Source organism: Methanofervidicoccus abyssi, from assembly GCF_004310395.1.
Classification (GTDB): Archaea; AGJL01; Methanococci; order Methanococcales; family Methanococcaceae; genus Methanofervidicoccus; species Methanofervidicoccus abyssi.
On the sequence record NZ_BFAX01000001.1, the window covers coordinates 61802 to 78298 of the forward strand.

At 36.0% G+C, this 16497-nt stretch carries 16 protein-coding genes; 11 read left to right on the forward strand and 5 right to left on the reverse strand.

The annotated features are described in order from the left end of the window. Nucleotides 1-45: 45 nt before the first annotated feature. Nucleotides 46-312 (forward strand): hypothetical protein, encoded by a 267-nt coding sequence (locus tag MHHB_RS00325; RefSeq protein WP_131006633.1) that lies wholly within the window; start codon nt 46-48, stop codon nt 310-312. Between the two features lie 99 nt (nt 313-411). Here the strand turns inward: MHHB_RS00325 and MHHB_RS00330 are convergent, their stop codons facing one another. Beyond that, complete coding sequence (locus MHHB_RS00330; protein ID WP_131006634.1) at nt 412-2574, reverse strand: AAA family ATPase; 2163 nt, start codon at nt 2572-2574, stop codon at nt 412-414. A 277-nt stretch (nt 2575-2851) separates the two neighbouring features. Here MHHB_RS00330 and MHHB_RS00335 point away from each other — a divergent pair, with 277 nt between their 5' ends. Continuing rightward, entirely contained in the window at nt 2852-3097 is a 246-nt protein-coding gene (locus tag MHHB_RS00335; RefSeq protein WP_131006635.1) for a hypothetical protein, read from the forward strand. An 8-nt stretch (nt 3098-3105) separates the two neighbouring features. Here MHHB_RS00335 and MHHB_RS00340 read toward each other — a convergent pair whose 3' ends face one another. Both MHHB_RS00340 and serA read right to left on the reverse strand, forming a co-directional pair. Further along, nucleotides 3106-3564 carry an EamA family transporter gene (locus tag MHHB_RS00340; RefSeq protein ID WP_131006636.1) on the reverse strand — a complete coding sequence of 153 codons (459 nt, stop codon included), beginning with the start codon at nt 3562-3564 and terminating at the stop codon, nt 3106-3108. After that, a complete protein-coding gene (gene serA / locus MHHB_RS00345) occupies nt 3542-5116 on the reverse strand; it encodes a phosphoglycerate dehydrogenase (RefSeq protein WP_131006637.1) in 1575 nt (524 codons plus the stop codon). Before serA ends, MHHB_RS00340 begins: the two co-directional genes overlap by 23 nt. Before the next feature lie 755 nt (nt 5117-5871). On the opposite strand from serA, the gene MHHB_RS00350 reads away from it, so the two are divergent. The 9 genes from MHHB_RS00350 to hisS all read left to right on the forward strand — a co-directional run bounded on the left by MHHB_RS00350 (nt 5872) and on the right by hisS (nt 13202). Then, nucleotides 5872-6618 (forward strand): DNA polymerase sliding clamp, encoded by a 747-nt coding sequence (locus MHHB_RS00350; protein WP_131006638.1) that lies wholly within the window; start codon nt 5872-5874, stop codon nt 6616-6618. A gap of 19 nt (nt 6619-6637) precedes the next feature. Beyond that, nucleotides 6638-7192 carry a DNA replication complex GINS family protein gene (locus tag MHHB_RS00355; protein WP_131006639.1) on the forward strand — a complete coding sequence of 185 codons (555 nt, stop codon included), beginning with the start codon at nt 6638-6640 and terminating at the stop codon, nt 7190-7192. Next, a complete protein-coding gene (locus MHHB_RS00360; protein ID WP_131006640.1) occupies nt 7149-7430 on the forward strand; it encodes a 50S ribosomal protein L44e in 282 nt (93 codons plus the stop codon). The genes MHHB_RS00355 and MHHB_RS00360 overlap by 44 nt, the downstream gene beginning before the upstream one ends. Nucleotides 7431-7452: 22 nt before the next feature. Then, complete coding sequence (locus MHHB_RS00365) at nt 7453-7638, forward strand: 30S ribosomal protein S27e (protein ID WP_131006837.1); 186 nt, start codon at nt 7453-7455, stop codon at nt 7636-7638. An 85-nt stretch (nt 7639-7723) separates the two neighbouring features. Next, complete coding sequence (gene hypE / locus MHHB_RS00370) at nt 7724-8728, forward strand: hydrogenase expression/formation protein HypE (protein WP_131006641.1); 1005 nt, start codon at nt 7724-7726, stop codon at nt 8726-8728. Nucleotides 8729-9381: 653 nt separating this feature from the next. Next, the gene (locus tag MHHB_RS00375) at nt 9382-10077 is read left to right on the forward strand and encodes a PHP domain-containing protein (RefSeq protein ID WP_131006642.1); all 696 of its coding nucleotides are present in this window, start codon (nt 9382-9384) and stop codon (nt 10075-10077) included. A 13-nt stretch (nt 10078-10090) separates the two neighbouring features. After that, a complete protein-coding gene (gene aspS, locus MHHB_RS00380) occupies nt 10091-11419 on the forward strand; it encodes an aspartate--tRNA(Asn) ligase (RefSeq protein ID WP_131006643.1) in 1329 nt (442 codons plus the stop codon). Nucleotides 11420-11631: 212 nt separating this feature from the next. Then, nucleotides 11632-11919 (forward strand): metal-sulfur cluster assembly factor, encoded by a 288-nt coding sequence (locus tag MHHB_RS00385; protein WP_131006644.1) that lies wholly within the window; start codon nt 11632-11634, stop codon nt 11917-11919. A gap of 32 nt (nt 11920-11951) precedes the next feature. Beyond that, entirely contained in the window at nt 11952-13202 is a 1251-nt protein-coding gene (hisS, locus tag MHHB_RS00390; protein ID WP_131006645.1) for a histidine--tRNA ligase, read from the forward strand. A gap of 259 nt (nt 13203-13461) precedes the next feature. Here hisS and MHHB_RS00395 read toward each other — a convergent pair whose 3' ends face one another. Continuing rightward, entirely contained in the window at nt 13462-14691 is a 1230-nt protein-coding gene (locus MHHB_RS00395; RefSeq protein WP_192893781.1) for a U32 family peptidase, read from the reverse strand. Then, nucleotides 14648-16036 carry a P-loop domain-containing protein gene (locus MHHB_RS00400; protein ID WP_131006646.1) on the reverse strand — a complete coding sequence of 463 codons (1389 nt, stop codon included), beginning with the start codon at nt 16034-16036 and terminating at the stop codon, nt 14648-14650. Before MHHB_RS00400 ends, MHHB_RS00395 begins: the two co-directional genes overlap by 44 nt. Nucleotides 16037-16497: the final 461 nt, after the last annotated feature.

A 16497-nucleotide genomic window follows, 5' to 3' on the forward strand; every position in this document is an offset into this window, starting at 1 on the left:
GTAATGTTGTTAACACAATATACCATGTCTCAATGGGGGATATCGATGAACGAGTATGTCATGTATTTTACCATGTTCTCCCTGATGATTGGAGCACTTTCATCGCTGAAACTCTGTTTCCATAGGAATACATCCAACGTACTCATTGGAGAAGGTTTAATGGCTATAATAATAGCTACCTTTTTAGTAGTACTCTCCCAGGCATTTAATATACCTTTTGCGGATACTGTAGCACTCTTTATAATCGTGGCTGGACCTGTTGGAACGCTAGCATTTTCTATGGTTATGAGAAAAGGAGATAAAAATAAATAACGGTGTCAGTCCGCCCATCAATCATCACAGGTCAGAAGCTACCACCGATCATCATCCACCATTTAAAATTAGATGCCTTCACATGTTTATATAATTTTCCTATGTAATCCTATAGTATCCAAATCTCGGTGAGTATATCTCGGCATTTCTCTTTAACTTATCCAATAGATCCTCTGCCTCCTTCTTAGATATACCAAATTCAGAGGCTCTCTCTATTATATCATCTTCTGAAGCTAAACCATCGTTAGAGAGTGCAGAGAGTTCCTTTATAATCTCTAGTATCTTGTCCATCTTGTCGTATTTTGACTTGGGTAGTTGCCCCATGATTTTTCCTATGTCGTATTTCCCTGTTTCTGGATCGTAGGCAACCTGATTTAGACACTCCTCTATAATCTCGATGGCTACCTTTGCATCCCCCTCTTCAACTTTTTTTGATAACCTTGCCTTTGCATGCATCTCGGATATCCTTATAATAGCTTCTAACTGTCTGGCTGTAACTGGTATTGGGTTATCTCCCTCTCCCAACCTTCTCATATTTACATAGAAGTCCTTAATGATCTTCTTTGCAGCTTTTGTTAGATGTGGGTTCTTTAACTTCTTTTCATCTACATCATCCTCCATAAAGAGTTCCTGGTTCTCCTCGAAGTATACACAGTTTCTAGCGTAGATGATATAACTCTTCATTAGGTTTTCGTCTACTACGATACCGTCTACCTCAATAGGTTTTAATACAGAGTAATCCTTAGTTACTGTCTCTATATGGACATCTAAAATATGTTCTGCAATCTCTTCATCTCTTCTTCTATCTGGTATGTCTCTAAGTGGGAATATTAGATCGAATCTACTCAGGAGTGGAGGAGGTATATCTATCTGTTCAACAATCCCTAAGTTGGGATCGAATCTTCCCCTCTTTGGGTTACAGGCTGCAAGGACAGCACATCTTGCAGGGAGTTTTACATTTATACCTCCTTTATTTACATGGATAGTCTGAGACTCCATGGCCTCGAGGATGTATTTCATAACATTCTTATCCACTGTAAGTTCATCTATACAGGCAGTACCTCCGTTAGATTTTACAAACACCCCAGGCTTCACCACCCATCCATCCCCTATATCTGTACTCTCTTTTAAAACGTTGGCTGTAAGACCTCCACCTGTTGCTGTAGTAACTGAAGCGTAGGCGTTCTGAGGGAAAAGTCTTGCTATCTTCCTTAACATGGTAGATTTCCCTACCCCAGGATCTGTAATTAGAAGTATGTGGCTGTCTCTCCTTAGAGGAGTACCATCAGGTAGAAATTTTGTACATCCCTTTATCTGTTGTAGGAATATTGCCTTTTTTACAATATTATATCCCTTAATCTGTGCTATGAGGTAATTAGATAGTATATCCACTATGTTCTTCTTTTTACCTAGTTCATTCAGTACCTCTATAAGATCAGGTTTAAGAACATCTCTAACTTCTATCTTCTGATAATCCTCGATCAGGGATACACTGTTACTCCTTACACATATCTCAAAAATAGGCATGTTTAGGCTGGAACGGATTCTTTTTCTCATAACAGTTCCTACAACTTTTACCCTTCCTGAGTATATCCCCTGGGAGTTCTCCAGAAACACTTTTATACTCTTTGGTGGATCTTCTGGATTCTTCATCAGATCTATAGGTTGTTGTATCTCCAACTCCTGGATATTCACATAGATAGAGCTATCTAAGTCTAACTCCATCTCCACCCTACGATCATTTTTCTCACATACTTTACATATATACTTCGGTATCTTTTCGAAGTAGTTATATGTTGTATGTGTTATGTTCCATCCACACTCAGGACATACGAACCGGGCCACCTTAAGTAGGGCACATACTTTACCTGCAGATATGATATCTCCTTCAAATGTTAAAAGTTTGTTAATGTCAAAGGAGTTTATATTTTCTATTTTCTTCTCACAACCTATAGGGTTCTTTAGAGATATACAAATCTTTTCTAATTCCTTTTCTGTCCTACTATCTTCCCCAAAAACTTCCTTGTAGGTTTCTTTAAATACGTCGAGGAGGGTTTTTTCAACTTCTATAGGATACTCTAGGATTATATCGTTTACTTCACAAGCTTCTGGAAAATTCCTTAAGAAATCCTCTATATCAAACTCGAAAATATTATTCTTTATAGTACTCTCTGATAGTTTACGTTTAATATACTGCTTTATTTTGTCTTTATATTTCTCTTCAAATTCTTCTTTATCGTATTCTATTGTAAATTTGTCCATTGTCACCACAACTTTTTAATTTGTAAGTATAATATAAATACATCAAAATAGAAAATTATCAAAATAATCATTATATTAATCAGTTTAAAATATTAATTAATTAAAATATTAATTAAATACTGAATTAACCTTGTAATGTAGTTTGGGATAGTTAATATATATCTCTGATGTGAAGTGAACTTTATGATTTAACCCTTCTAAACAAAAATTATTAATATATAGAACTTTAATCAATTTTTCTATATCCATTTTTTCTATTATGATCTTGGTGATATAGATGGTGTCTGAAAATATAAAAAATTTTGTCGAGGAGATAAGAAATCAAGTCCAGAAAGAAGCTAAGTATATCGAGTTAGTTTTTACAATTTATTACCTGATAAATTTAGTGGAACCTAGTAAAAGAGAAAGTTTTCAGGAGGCTATTAACAACGCTGAGAGTATAGAAGATGTCTACGAAATACTTGATGCCTTAAAACTCCAGATTGGGGCGCAAGGTGTTAAAAAGTTACTTAGGAATCTATAAATCATTTTTTAACTATTCATAGACAGTAGTACTATTCCCAAGATCACTAATATAATACCTATTATCTGATTGGTAGATAGATACTCTCTGAGGAAAATAACTGCCAATATGGTAGTGATAGCAGGACCTATAGAGGATAGAGGTACAACGATACTAGCCTTTCCCTTATTGAGCATGTAGTAAAGTAGTAGACTCCCCAACACCACCATTACAGCGGATATTACACCGTAGATCAGTATTTTTCCTTGTATCTGCCATAGTCTCTGAGGATCTTTTATAATTATAAAGATAGAGAGTATCATTCCTACGATATTAACTATAATCCACTGTATAAAGGGATCCTTTTCAGAAACTATCTTTGCAAAGAAAGTGCCCACACCGTAGAGGATCGCTATAAGGATCCCAACTATAACGTCATTGTTTATACTAATCACCCTGAAATTGTCAGAGATTAATAACTTTAGCATCCCTTATATTCTCTAAATTTTTCAACTTCTCCAACACATCTTCAGGTATCACATGATCTACGTTGAGGACCATTATACTCTCTCCTCCAGGTTCCTTCCTACCGACCTGCATCCCTGCAATGTTTATACCGTAGTCTCCTAGGAGTAATCCCACCTTACCTATCATCCCAGGCCTATCTATGTGTCTGATTATACAGATAATACCTTCAGGTTTTATATCTACCCTGTATCCGTTGATCTCCCTAAGTACAGGCCTACCTTCTATTACAGAACCAACTAAGGATATACTTTCTGAATTACCTTCTGCTAACACTTTTATGGCGTTACCATACTCACTCTCAGATATTGTGCCTTCAATTACCTTTATATTTCTATTTTTAGCTACTGTAGGTGCATTTATAAGATTGACACCTGCAAGGAGTATAGGAGACAACATACCTATGAGGAAGGATCTCTTCACCATCTCTGTATCTTCCTTTGCTAACTCACCAGAATATATTAACTTCACTTTCTCTATGGACCTGTCAAGTAGTTGTATGGTCATAAGTCCCAACTTCTCTGCAAGATCCATATAAGGTTTTAACTTTCCCATCTTTTCAGATGGTATTGCAGGGAGATTTACAATATTCTCTGCAGGTTCTCCCCTAAGTATCTTTACAACCTGTTCTGCAACGATAATACCTGCACTTTTCTGGGCCTCTTCTGTGGAAGCACCCTGATGGGGAGTACCTATAACGTTGTCCAGTGTAAGTAGAGGATTATTCTTTGGAGGTTCTTCTTCGAAAACATCCAGTGCTGCAGCCCTTATTTTCCTATTTCTTAGAGCCTCGTAGAGGGCCTTCTCATCTATCAGTCCCCCTCTAGCACAGTTTATAATTATTACATTTTTTTTCATCAGTGATATCTGTTCCCTACCTATTATATGCCTAGTTTTTGGAGTTAAGGGGACGTGGAGGGTGATAAAATCACTAACCTTACAGAGTTCATTTATATCACTTAATAACTTAACACCTAAACTCCTTGCAACCTCTTCAGATATATAGGGATCGTAGCCTACAATATTCATACCAAATGCCTTCGCTCTCTTCACAACCTGCTGCCCTATTCTACCTAGTCCAATAACTCCAAGGGTTTTACCATAAAGTTCTACACCTTTAAAGGATTTCCTATCCCACTCTCCTCTCTTTAAGGAGGCTGTAGCCTGAGGTATATTCCTCGCTGCAGATAACATCAAACCCATAGTTAACTCTGCGACAGAGATGGAAGATGCATCTGGAGAATTAACCACTATGATACCTTTCTCTGTTGCATACTGGATATCTATATTGTCTACACCAACACCAGCCCTTGCAATAATTTTTAATTTTTTTGCGTGCTCTAAGATATCTCTTGTCAACTTTGTTCCACTTCTAATAACTATAACATCTATATCTTTTATTTTTCTCTTTAATTCCATCTTATTCAGGTTAGTTGCTATTTCCACTTCTCCGACTCTTTTGAGTATCTCTACAGCATCTTTGTGTATTTCGTCTGTTATAAGAATATTCACCATAAACCTCACTTCCCACTTTATGGTTCTTTTTTATTATGTTTGTTCTTCATGAGAAATCCTATTCTCAAAAATTATTCTTAATTATATATATTAAGTCTTACTGACTAACGGGATTAAAATGTGGGATTTCTCTCCTCCTTCTATAAAGGTTTGGGGGTGTTATATCTCCAATCCTGAGAGGAATAGACTTACCTGAAAGAGTGCGAGATCGGTGATATCTTCTTGATAAACCTATGGGGAACTGAGATTGATATGTACTGAAAATGCAGATGCCACAGGTCTCCACAGTTTCCCATAAAATAGAAGTTAAAATAAAAGTAAAGAGATAAACAGTTACTCTAAAACTTTTTAACATTTCTGAACAACTCAAGGAAAGATAGAGAGATAAAGGCGATGAAACTTCTATCCTTTTGTCAGATGGTTTAACAATATATTACTTTCGGTTATATTTTATACTTATTAATTATTATTTACCATTATTTTACTTATTGGAATATTTAAACATTTTTGCTCTACACACCTAACGTATATAAAGTACTCTTAAATTTACTTCAGTAGATTATTATAGGATGTGATTATACTAACAACTTCTAAGATAGAAAATTTTAAATAGATGAAAATATACCTGTTATAATCATAGAATCTATTAAAATCGGAATACTGTAAAATTAAAGCTTATTATTTCTCTTTTTCTTTTCTGAAATTAAAAGGGGGATTATAATAATATTTTTTAAATATTTAACAGGTGAAATTAAATGTTTAAAGCAACTATCAGTAATGCAAAGGAGTTTAAAAAAATAGTTGAAGCAATGAGTAACGTAGTTGATGAAATCTCATTTGAAGTAGATGAAAAGGGTTTGAGGGCAAGTGCAGTGGATCCTTCTCACGTAGCATTGGTGAGTATAGATATTCCAAGGGAGGCCTTTGAGGAATACCTTGCAGATCCTCATGAAATAGGTGTAGATTTAGGAGTATTTAAAAAGATCATGAAAAGGGCGAAATCAGAGGAGAAGTTAATCTTAGAACTGGACGAAGAGAAGAATAGATTAAATATTATCTTAGAGAATAATGCAACAAGGAAGTTTTCACTCTCACTCTACGATGTCAGTTCCTCAAATGTTAAAGTTCCAGATCTAAACTATCCAAATGAGATAGTTATAAAAGCGGGAGCATTCAAAGAAGCCCTGAAAGATGCTGAGCTGGTTAACGATCATGTTACCCTACAGACAGATGGTGAAGGTAGATTTATAGTATTATCAAAGGGAGATGTGAATCAGTGTGAAACTATTTTCGATGAAAGTAGTGAGGCAGTATTGGATATGAGAATCACGGAGCCTGTAAAGAGCACTTTCAGTCTCTCATATTTAGAAGATATTACAAAGGCAGTTTCCTCAGACGATATACTTCACATACACTTAGGATCTGACATACCTGTAAAGATAGAGTTCAACATTGCAGATGGGAAGATCCTCTTCCTCCTGGCTCCGAGAATAGAATCCTAAACTTTTTTACCGGGAAATTATGTATAAAAATATTGTAGATGCATTTTTTAATGAGTTGAAAAATGACAAATTGACAAAATTACATGAAAATTTCTACGAAGATGTTAAAAAATATATTGAGAATAAAAAGTATAAAAGTGAAAGAGAGTACAGACGTATACTGTATTACATCAAAGAGTTGAAAAAGTTAAGATTATACAAAGCATTTTATGGAGATAGGGAGAATCTCTTAGAAGAGGAGAGGGAAATATTAAAAGTTATTGAGAGTATTGAAGGTATATCCAGCTTAAGGAGAGAAGTAGAAGAGGCCAAGATAGAGGTATCAGAAGATTCAAAATCTCAAGAGATACCAAAACATATAAATACCCAGAGGTACATTGACATTGTAAGAGTCTTAACCAAGTTTCCAGAATTTACAGATGGAAAGGTAGTGTACAACTTAGATGAGAACGATATCGTATCTTTAGATAGAAGAATATCTAAAATATTGGAGAAGTATAAGATAGTTAAAAGAATAAAAGGTGAATTTTATGAAAATGAAAAAAAAGATAAAAAGGTACTGCCCTTACTGTAAAAAACATACTGTACATACTGTAGAGCTGGCTAAGAAGAGGAAGGCAAGTGAATTAACCTGGGGTCAGAGGCAGTTCAGAAGAGTTACTTCAGGTTATGGAGGTTACCCAAGACCTCTTCCAAGTGGTTCAAAACCTGTTAAAAAGTTAGACTTGAGATACAAATGCTCAGAATGTGGAAGAATGCATACTAGACGTAGTGGTGGTTTTAGAGCGAGGGTGTTTGAATTGGTAGAGTAATTTTATAGATGGAGGTGAGATGTTGGATCTGATACCAAAACCAAGGAGTAGGTTTTTAAGGGTACAGTGTCCAGAGTGTGGTAACGAGCAGGTTATATTTGGATGTCCTGCAACTGTTGTAAAATGTATAGGGTGTGGGAGAGTAATTGCAGAGCCAAGGGCGTCTAAAGGACTGATAAAGGCTAAGATATTAGAGGTATTGGAGTAAATTTTTATTTTTATTTATTTTTATGTTTCGATTTTTATAGATTAGTTTTCATTAAAAATTTTAAATATATTATTTTAGGGATATTATGAAGATAACGAGGATGCACGGTGCTGGGGGAAAGTTAATGCAGGAACTTATTGAGAAGGTGATACTGGGCAATTTAGAGTTAACTTCTGTGGAAGGAGGAGTGGGGTTGAGAGAGTTAGACGACGGAGGAACTGTGCCCCTTGGAGACAGGGAGATAATTTTCACCATAGATGGACACACAGTTAAACCTATATTTTTTCCAGGAGGGGACATAGGTAAGTTGGCAGTCTGTGGTGCTGTTAACGATATAGCAGTTATGGGAGGAGAACCGGTAGCCCTTTCCCTTTCTCTGATAATACCTGAAGGTTTCCCCATTGATAAGTTAGATAGAATAATGAAGTCTATAAATGAGACATCTAAAGAGGCAGGAGTACCTATAATCACTGGAGATACCAAGGTATCCAACGTAGATGACATAGTAATAACTACTGCAGGTATAGGTATAACTGAAAGAGGGAAGGTTATAAGGGATAGTGGCATGAAGGAAAGGGATGTTATTATAGTCTCTGGCAACATTGGAGAGCATGGGATGACTATACTTTTGGCAAGGGAGAACTTCGATTTTAAGAGTAATCTAAAATCTGATGTTGCACCTCTCAATAAACTCATAAAAAAAGTGCTTGACAGTGGTGTAGAAGTACATGCCATGAAGGATCCAACGAGGGGGGGTCTCGCCAGTGCCCTAAACGAAATGGTGGAGAAGAGTGGCCTTGGAATAAATATATACGAAGAGAAGATACCTATAAGTGAAGAAGTACAATCCCTCTCCGAAGCCCTTGGTATAGATCCTTTAACGGTAGCTAATGAGGGAAAGGTTGTTATGGCAGTGAAGAAAGAGGACGGAGAAAAGGCATTGGAGGTACTACGCTCTCATCCTCTTGGAAGGAACGCCCAGATCATAGGTGAAGTTGTGTCAGATCACAAGATGGTGGTGATGGAAACCTTAGTTGGTAGAAGGATAATAGATACCCCAATGGGAGATCCTATACCTAGAGTATGTTGATTATTTTTATTTCTAACGGTATAATATAGTGTTAGGTACAGTTAAAAAATTAAAAAAGTAAGCAATATAAAACCTTTAGTTCTCATTAAAGTAACAATCAATGTTAAAAAGTAGAGAGGAAATATAACATTTTTTTATATCTTATTAATAATTTAATATTTTTAATATTTTATATAAAATTTTTAATGAGATCTGGATTATTACTTATTTGATTGATATATTACTACTTGGTAGGATGTATGGTTAATATAAAAATAAAATTCTACAAAAATAATAAAAACAATAAAATATCCCAAATAATATTATACACTTTAGATAGTATCTAAAGTGTAACAATTTTTAGCATGGTAGGAAGAAAAATAATTCTTACCGTAAGTTGTATAATAGCTTCATTCATATGTAAGACTTAAGTTAAATGGGTGTTGTACAAACCTGGAGATGTGGGATTTCTATATCCTAAAACTCCTTCACTGAAAAGGGGTAGAGAGAAGATTACTCGCTACGAACGTTTCAAACTTTATAAAAAGTAATGGATGATCAGATGTTTGGGTATTTAGGTTTGAGTAATAAGAATCTAATTTTTCGTAATAATCAACTTTTTATAATCTTATAAAAAAGTAAAATCATTAAATAGAGATAACGGTGAAAATTAAATGAAAGTAGATATGCATGTCCATACTATAAAGTCTAGTTGTTCCTTGAACCCCCCAAGATTGTTGAAAAAACTGTGCTCAAAGATGAAAATACTCCCCATGATATGTGATCACAACACACTTACAGAGACGGATTTTGGAATACCGGGAGAAGAGATACCTACAGACAGGGGGGAATTCATAGGTCTATTTTTAAATGAAGAGGTAAATGAGAAAGATATATTTGAGGCCATGGATAAGGTGAAAGAACAGGGGGGATTGATATACCTGCCTCATCCATTTGATGAAAAGAGGCGTAGATCTCTCTGTAAATACAACATCCTAAACGACAAGGACTTTAAAAGAAGGGTGGATATTGTAGAGGTTTTTAACAGTAGGTGCGAAGATAACAGGCCTAACGAAATGGCCTACAAGTACGCTAAAATGAACAATATGCTAATGGGTGTAGGGAGTGACTCTCACTTCCCGTGGGAGTTGGGCAATGCATATCTGATAGTTGAAGAATTCGATAGAGATAATCCCAAAGAGTTTTTAAAAGTACTTAAGAAAAACAACAGGGATGGTTTTAAATACTATGGAAAATTAGGAAATCCTATAAATATGTTATGTAGTAAACTCTCAAAGAGAATAAACAACTCAGGCTCCTTGAGACTCCCAAAGTTAAAATTTAACAAGAATATGATAAGATACCTATAGTACGGAGGATAACATGGATGTTAAAGTAGATAGTTTAAAGACGTGGAGAAGGACACACTACACAGATGAGATAAAAGGAGAGATGGATGGAGAAGAAGTAACAGTCATGGGATGGATAAATTCCATAAGAAAGTTAGGTAAGTTGGTGTTTGTAATACTGAGGGACAGAGAGGGGATGATACAGATAGTTATTCCAAAGCAGAAGGTCTCCGAGGAGGTATTTAAGATCGGGAAATCTCTTGGAAGGGAGGATGTTGTTGCTGTTAAGGGAAAGGTAGTAGCAAACGAGAAAGCTCCTGGAGGATGTGAAATAGTACCGATGGAGATCAAGGTACTGAGCAAGGCACACTCTCCTCTTCCACTGGATCCGTCAGAGAAAGTACCTGCAGACTTGGATACAAGACTTGACAACAGGTTTTTAGATCTTAGAAGGCCCAAGATAACTGCACTCTTTAAAGTAAAATCTGAGATGTTAAAATCTGTAAGGAACACTTTCTACGACGAAGGATTTATAGAGGTTAATACACCGAAACTTGTGGCAAGTGCTACAGAGGGAGGTACAGAACTTTTTCCACTATCTTACTTTGAGAAGGAGGCTTTCTTAAGTCAGAGTCCTCAGTTATACAAACAGATGCTAATGGCTGCAGGTTTTGACAGAGTATTTGAGATAGGCCCTATATTCAGGGCAGAAGAGCACAATACCAGGAGGCATCTAAATGAAGCGGTATCTATAGACTGTGAGATGTCCTTTGCAGATGACAGGGATGCCATGGAGATTCTCGAAAAGGTAGTGCATAATACTCTTCTTCATCTAAAAGATCACTGTAAGAAAGAACTGGAGATACTAGATGTAGATCTAAAGATACAGGATACTCCATTTCCAAGATTAACATACGACGAAGTCGTTGATATTGTAAATACAAAAGGAGTGGATATGGAGTGGGGGGAGGACCTTTCAAGGGCTGGGGAGAAGGCGTTAGGGGAATATATGGAAGGGTTCTACTTCATAATTAACTGGCCCAGAGACATTAGGCCGTTTTACACCTTACCAAAGGAGGAGGATCCAAAACTTTGTAAGGCTTTTGATCTGATGTATAGGGATCTGGAGATTGCCTCAGGTGCCCAGAGAAATCATATATATGACCTTTTAGTAGATAGCATTAAGAGAATGGGATTGAATCCCGAAAGTTTCGAGAGTTACCTTCAGGCTTTTAAATATGGAATGCCCCCTCATGCAGGTTGGGGACTAGGTGCAGAGAGATTTATGATGGTGTTAGGGAGACAGAAAAATATCAGGGAGTGTATTCTCTTCCCAAGAGATAGACATAGACTTACACCTTAAATATTGTTTTCCTAACTATAAAAAAGAATAAAAGGAGAAATAAAAGGAGAATAATTTCTATCAGTTTCTTCGATAAATGTAGACATTTCTATTTTTTATATCATTTTTTTATTTTATACAGTTTTTAATATGGTTAATAATAAATATTAAGAAAATAATCATAAATTGCTTATAATAAATAAAATCATAATAAATAAAATTAGGTGAAGATAATGGTATCTAAGGAAGATGTAATAAAAGCTTTAAAGAATGTTATAGATCCTCATATAGGAATAAGTATCGTAGATATGGGGTTGGTAAAGAACGTAGAGATAGATGAAGAAAATAACGTATCCTTTGAACTGATACCTACAAATCCTGCGTGTATGAGTGTAATGGGCATGGCGTTGGGAGCAAAGGAAGAGGTTAAGAAGATAGATGGGGTAAAAGATGTTAAAGTTGTAGTAAAGGGGCATATAATGGAGGATGATATCAACAAGATAATAAACAGCAGCGAGTAAATATCCTATTTTTCTCTTTTTAAGGTGGAAGGATGTTCAGTAGGCCTAAGGGGACGAGGGATTTTCTACCTGAAGAGATGAAGAAGAGGAGGATTGTAGAGGAGAAACTTAGGAGAGTTTTTGAGAGTTATAACTTTAAGGAGATACTTACACCTACCTTCGAGAGTTTTCAACTACTATCTAAAAAGACGGGGGAGGAGATAAGGAGACAACTCTTTGTATTTAAGGACCATGGAGGTAGGGAGATGGGCCTCAGGCCTGAGATTACTTCTTCCGTTGTCAGGCTCTATCTAAACGAACTTAAAAATCGCCCTAAACCTCTAAAACTCTACTACTTCACAAACTGTTTTAGATACGAGAATCCTCAGGCTGGGAGATACAGGGAGTTTTGGCAGATGGGATGTGAGTTAATAGGTAGTAAGTATTCTATAGCAGATGGGGAAGTTATAAATCTTGCCATGGATGGTTTAGATGCTGTAGGTTTGGAGTATGAGATCCATATAGGCCACTTAGGAGTGCTTAAAGGTATATTTAAGAAGTTTAACCTTTCAGAAGAGAAGGAGTTGGATATAAGGAGACTTATAGACAAGGAAGATTACGGGGGACTTAGAGATTATTTGGAGAGTATAGAGTCTTCCCAGGAGTTAAAAGAGACGATATTTACACTCCTGAAATTTAAGGGAGATAGGGAGATACTGGAAGAGGTAAAGGAGGTGTTGAAGGATTATCCTCTATCACTCCAGGCTCTAGAGAACTTAGAGGAAATATTAGAATTCGTAAAGAAAGAAGACATAATTATAAATTTCGGGATAGCACGGGGATTGGATTACTATACAGGTATGGTATTTGAGATATATGGGAAGAAAGAGGGAGCTAGACAGTTATGTGGAGGAGGTAGATACGATAACTTAATAGAACTCTTTGGAGGGGAACCTACACCTGCAGTTGGTTTTGCCTATGGATTTGACAGGATAATGTTGAATATCCCTGATTTTGAGGTAGAGGAAAATGTTATACTGATAGTACCTGTTAAAAAAGATAAGGACTTACTGAAGAAATCTTTAAAGATTGCAGATGAACTTAGGAGAAGGGGGAAGGTTGTAGAAGTGGATCTGATGAACAGGAGGTTGAACAAGGCTCTTAACTACGCTGACACCCTCGGAATTAAGAAGGTTGTAATTGTAGGAGAAAGGGAACTGGAGAAAGGGATGGTATTGGTAAAAGATATGGAAAGTGGAGATCAGATAGGTGTGAAGTTGGGAGAATTAGGAGAGTTTGTTTAAATATTTATTTCGGATATTTACAGCATTATTTGTTGATTCCATCTTATTAATTTAACCTCGGTTTTATACTGGTTGTATTGGAATCCTTTGTTATGGTTTGTTATTATTTAGGTAATTAGCAGGTGAATTTAAAAAATCTCTATAAGTTTTTTTGTTCTTTTTTGTTAATTATTATTAATTATCCTGCTAAAATTAATTAATATAAAAAAATAAATCTTTATTTTAAAATCCTTTTCTTTATTTTATCTTATTCTATAATTTAAGATTTTATAGTAGTATCTTTTTTTAACAAAACAAACACTCTATCATTTTCTCTGGCAATACCTCTGATCTTAACACCAACTCTCTTCCCTCTCTTAGCTACCTTTACAGGTTTATGGTCGATCTCCATAGATTCAACCTTTTCCTCTATACATCCTGTCTTATTTCCCATTATAATTATAGTGTCCCCAATCCTCAAATCTCCAGTTAATTTAATCTCTGCCACTCCTATCTTCTTGTAGAAATTCGTTACAACCCCCACTTCAACCTTCCTGTATGGAGAAGCGTTTCCCTCTATCTCATACTGGAAGTCATGTCTATCTATCCTATCTCTAAAGTAAAAACCTGTATCAAACTCCCTGTTGTAGGATTTAAGAAGTTCCTTTTTAAAGTAAGGTAACTTCTCGTAGTAGGTACCATCTAATACAGCATCTATAGCCTCCCTGTAAACTTTCACAGTTCTCATTACATAGTCGGCGTTTTTACTTCTTCCCTCTATTTTAAAACTATCTAACACCTCTATAAGTTCTGGAATATGTTCTATCATACAGAGATCCTTAGGAGATAGGAGATATTTCCCCTCACAGATCAACTCATGGATACCGTCGTGGTGCTCATTTATCAACTTCCACCTTCTTCTACATGGTTGGAGGCAATCCCCACAGTTTGCATTCCTGTTGAATAGGTAGGCACTTAGGAAGCACCTACCACTTATAGCTACACATAGCGCCCCATGGACAAAACCCTCCAACTCTAAATCTATACCTTCCTCTTTTAACTTCTTCCTTATCTCCCTTATCTGGTTTAAAGTCAACTCTCTGGATAGTATAACCCTTTTTGCAAACTTGGAGTAGAACTTTGCAGTTATGGAGTTTGTGATATTTGTCTGAACACTTGCATGTACCTTTAAACCGTAATCCCTTGCAAGCATCATAGCCCCTACATCACTAACTATAACTGCATCTACCTCAGATTCAACTGCAAAGTCTAAAATTTCTTCTAACTTCTTCAGATCTCTCTCGTATATTACGGTATTTAAACAGAGGTAGATCTTTCTGTTGTTATCGTGGGCTATCTTCACACCCTCCTTCAACTCCTCCCTTGTAAAGTTTTTGGCAGTTATCCTCATGTTGAACTCCTTCAATCCACAGTATATCCCATCTGCCCCGTAATCAACTGCAGTCTTAAGACATGTTAGATCCCTTGCAGGAGCCAGTAGTTCCACCACCTTTATCACCTCCTATCCTCTTCAGTTCTCTACTTAACTCTAAGTAATACTTACTCAATTCTTCTCTGAAATACTCTAGATCAAGGTACTTCGCTTCGTGGTCCTCGAGATAGATAGCCCTATCTGCCAGTGCAGTTAGTAGATCTAAACTACTGGTAGTGATGATGAAGGCAGAGGTTAATTTTTCCCTCTCCTTCATCATAATTTCTGAGAGAGATTTCACTCCTTCAAACCACTTAGACAGCAAACCACTTACAAGAAGATTCACTGCAGAGTTATCTTCGTCTATAAGGATAACATCTACGCCATTAGTCATAGCCCGCTGGATCCTGTAGGCCATAGTCATAGATGTTGAGGCTCTCCCTACGACCTTCTTAGGAGTTCCTTTCAATCCCTTCGGTAGTTTCTCGAAGAATAGGCTGATATCACAACCTTGCATATCCATAGAGCCTCCCGTAATCTTGGCAAGATCTCTGGTTGTGATTATATACTCCCTCCCATCACCTAGGAGGTGATCGTCTTGACCACTCTCTATACCTTCAAGTAGTGTAGTCTTCCCCTGGGCATTTCTCCCAGTAATAATGAATATTTCCCTCTTCTTAATACCTAGTCCTGTAATTACTCTTCCATCATACAACTCCACTTCTACAGGGTTTAACTCTCTAGGAGTTATAAAAGGTACATTTACCCCTTCCTTAGGTCCTGCTATTCGAAAGTGTCTTCTTACAGGTGTATAACTCCTGGCAGGCTTAGAGTTGTCCCCTATGAAGGCTACAAGGTCTAGAGTATCTAACCTATTCCTTAGATCCTTCTGATTAACTATATTGATATTCTCCTTCTTTAGTAGGGAATAAGATATTCTATCTATGTAGTCCTCCAATTCCTGGGAGAGTTCATCTATTTTTCTACCAATACTCCTTGGATCCCTCTCAGAGAATATCATCCTTAAAAGTAGATGTATCCTGTTTCCCTCTATGTAATTGTATCTATCTGCCCTCCAGAGGTTACTCCCTATATTCATATCACAATTTACTACGGTGAGAGGCTCGTAGAGTTCTCTGTACCTCCTTCCAAGATTTCCTGAAAGTGGAGAAAACTTTCCTTTTTTCATCTCCTCCTTAATACATTCGATAATCCTGGCGGTACTTCCTTCTAATCCCTTAGAATTTAGATCGATAAGATCTTCCCTTCTGAAAACAAAGGGCAGGACTACCTTTACCTTTCCATCTCCCTGATCACTGACGTAAAAGAGTTTATTTTTGTTTGAAGATGTTAAGGCAGATTTGTTTAAATTTGGGTTTTTGATATTCTTTACTATCTCTTTTATAAATTCCCAGGTATTCATCTATATCACTATATACTTTTACTTTTCCCCGCATACTAATACTATGTTATATATACAGTCTCCACTAAATCTGGAGAAAATGATTATTATAATAAACCATAATCTTAAACAAAAACAAAATGTCTTAAAAACCTTGAGAGTGAATATTAAATCTATATTTATATTGATTGCACTTATTAGCAGATTCTCTGTTATATTGTAAGTCTTCAAAAATGTATACTCCCAACTACTATCATTAATTACAGTTTATATCACAATGAACATTATCGTCTTATTTCAAACACTTAGAACATTAGAGTGATAAAAGAGTAATAAGTTTTTATTCTCTTTGTTTATTTAGGTGTTTTAAAAATTTTTATTTTTTGTTTTTTAATTATTCTTTTTATAATTATATAATTAATATTTTTTATTGAGATCTTCGATGATTTATTGTTTAGTATAAATAATTTGTCCAAGACTAT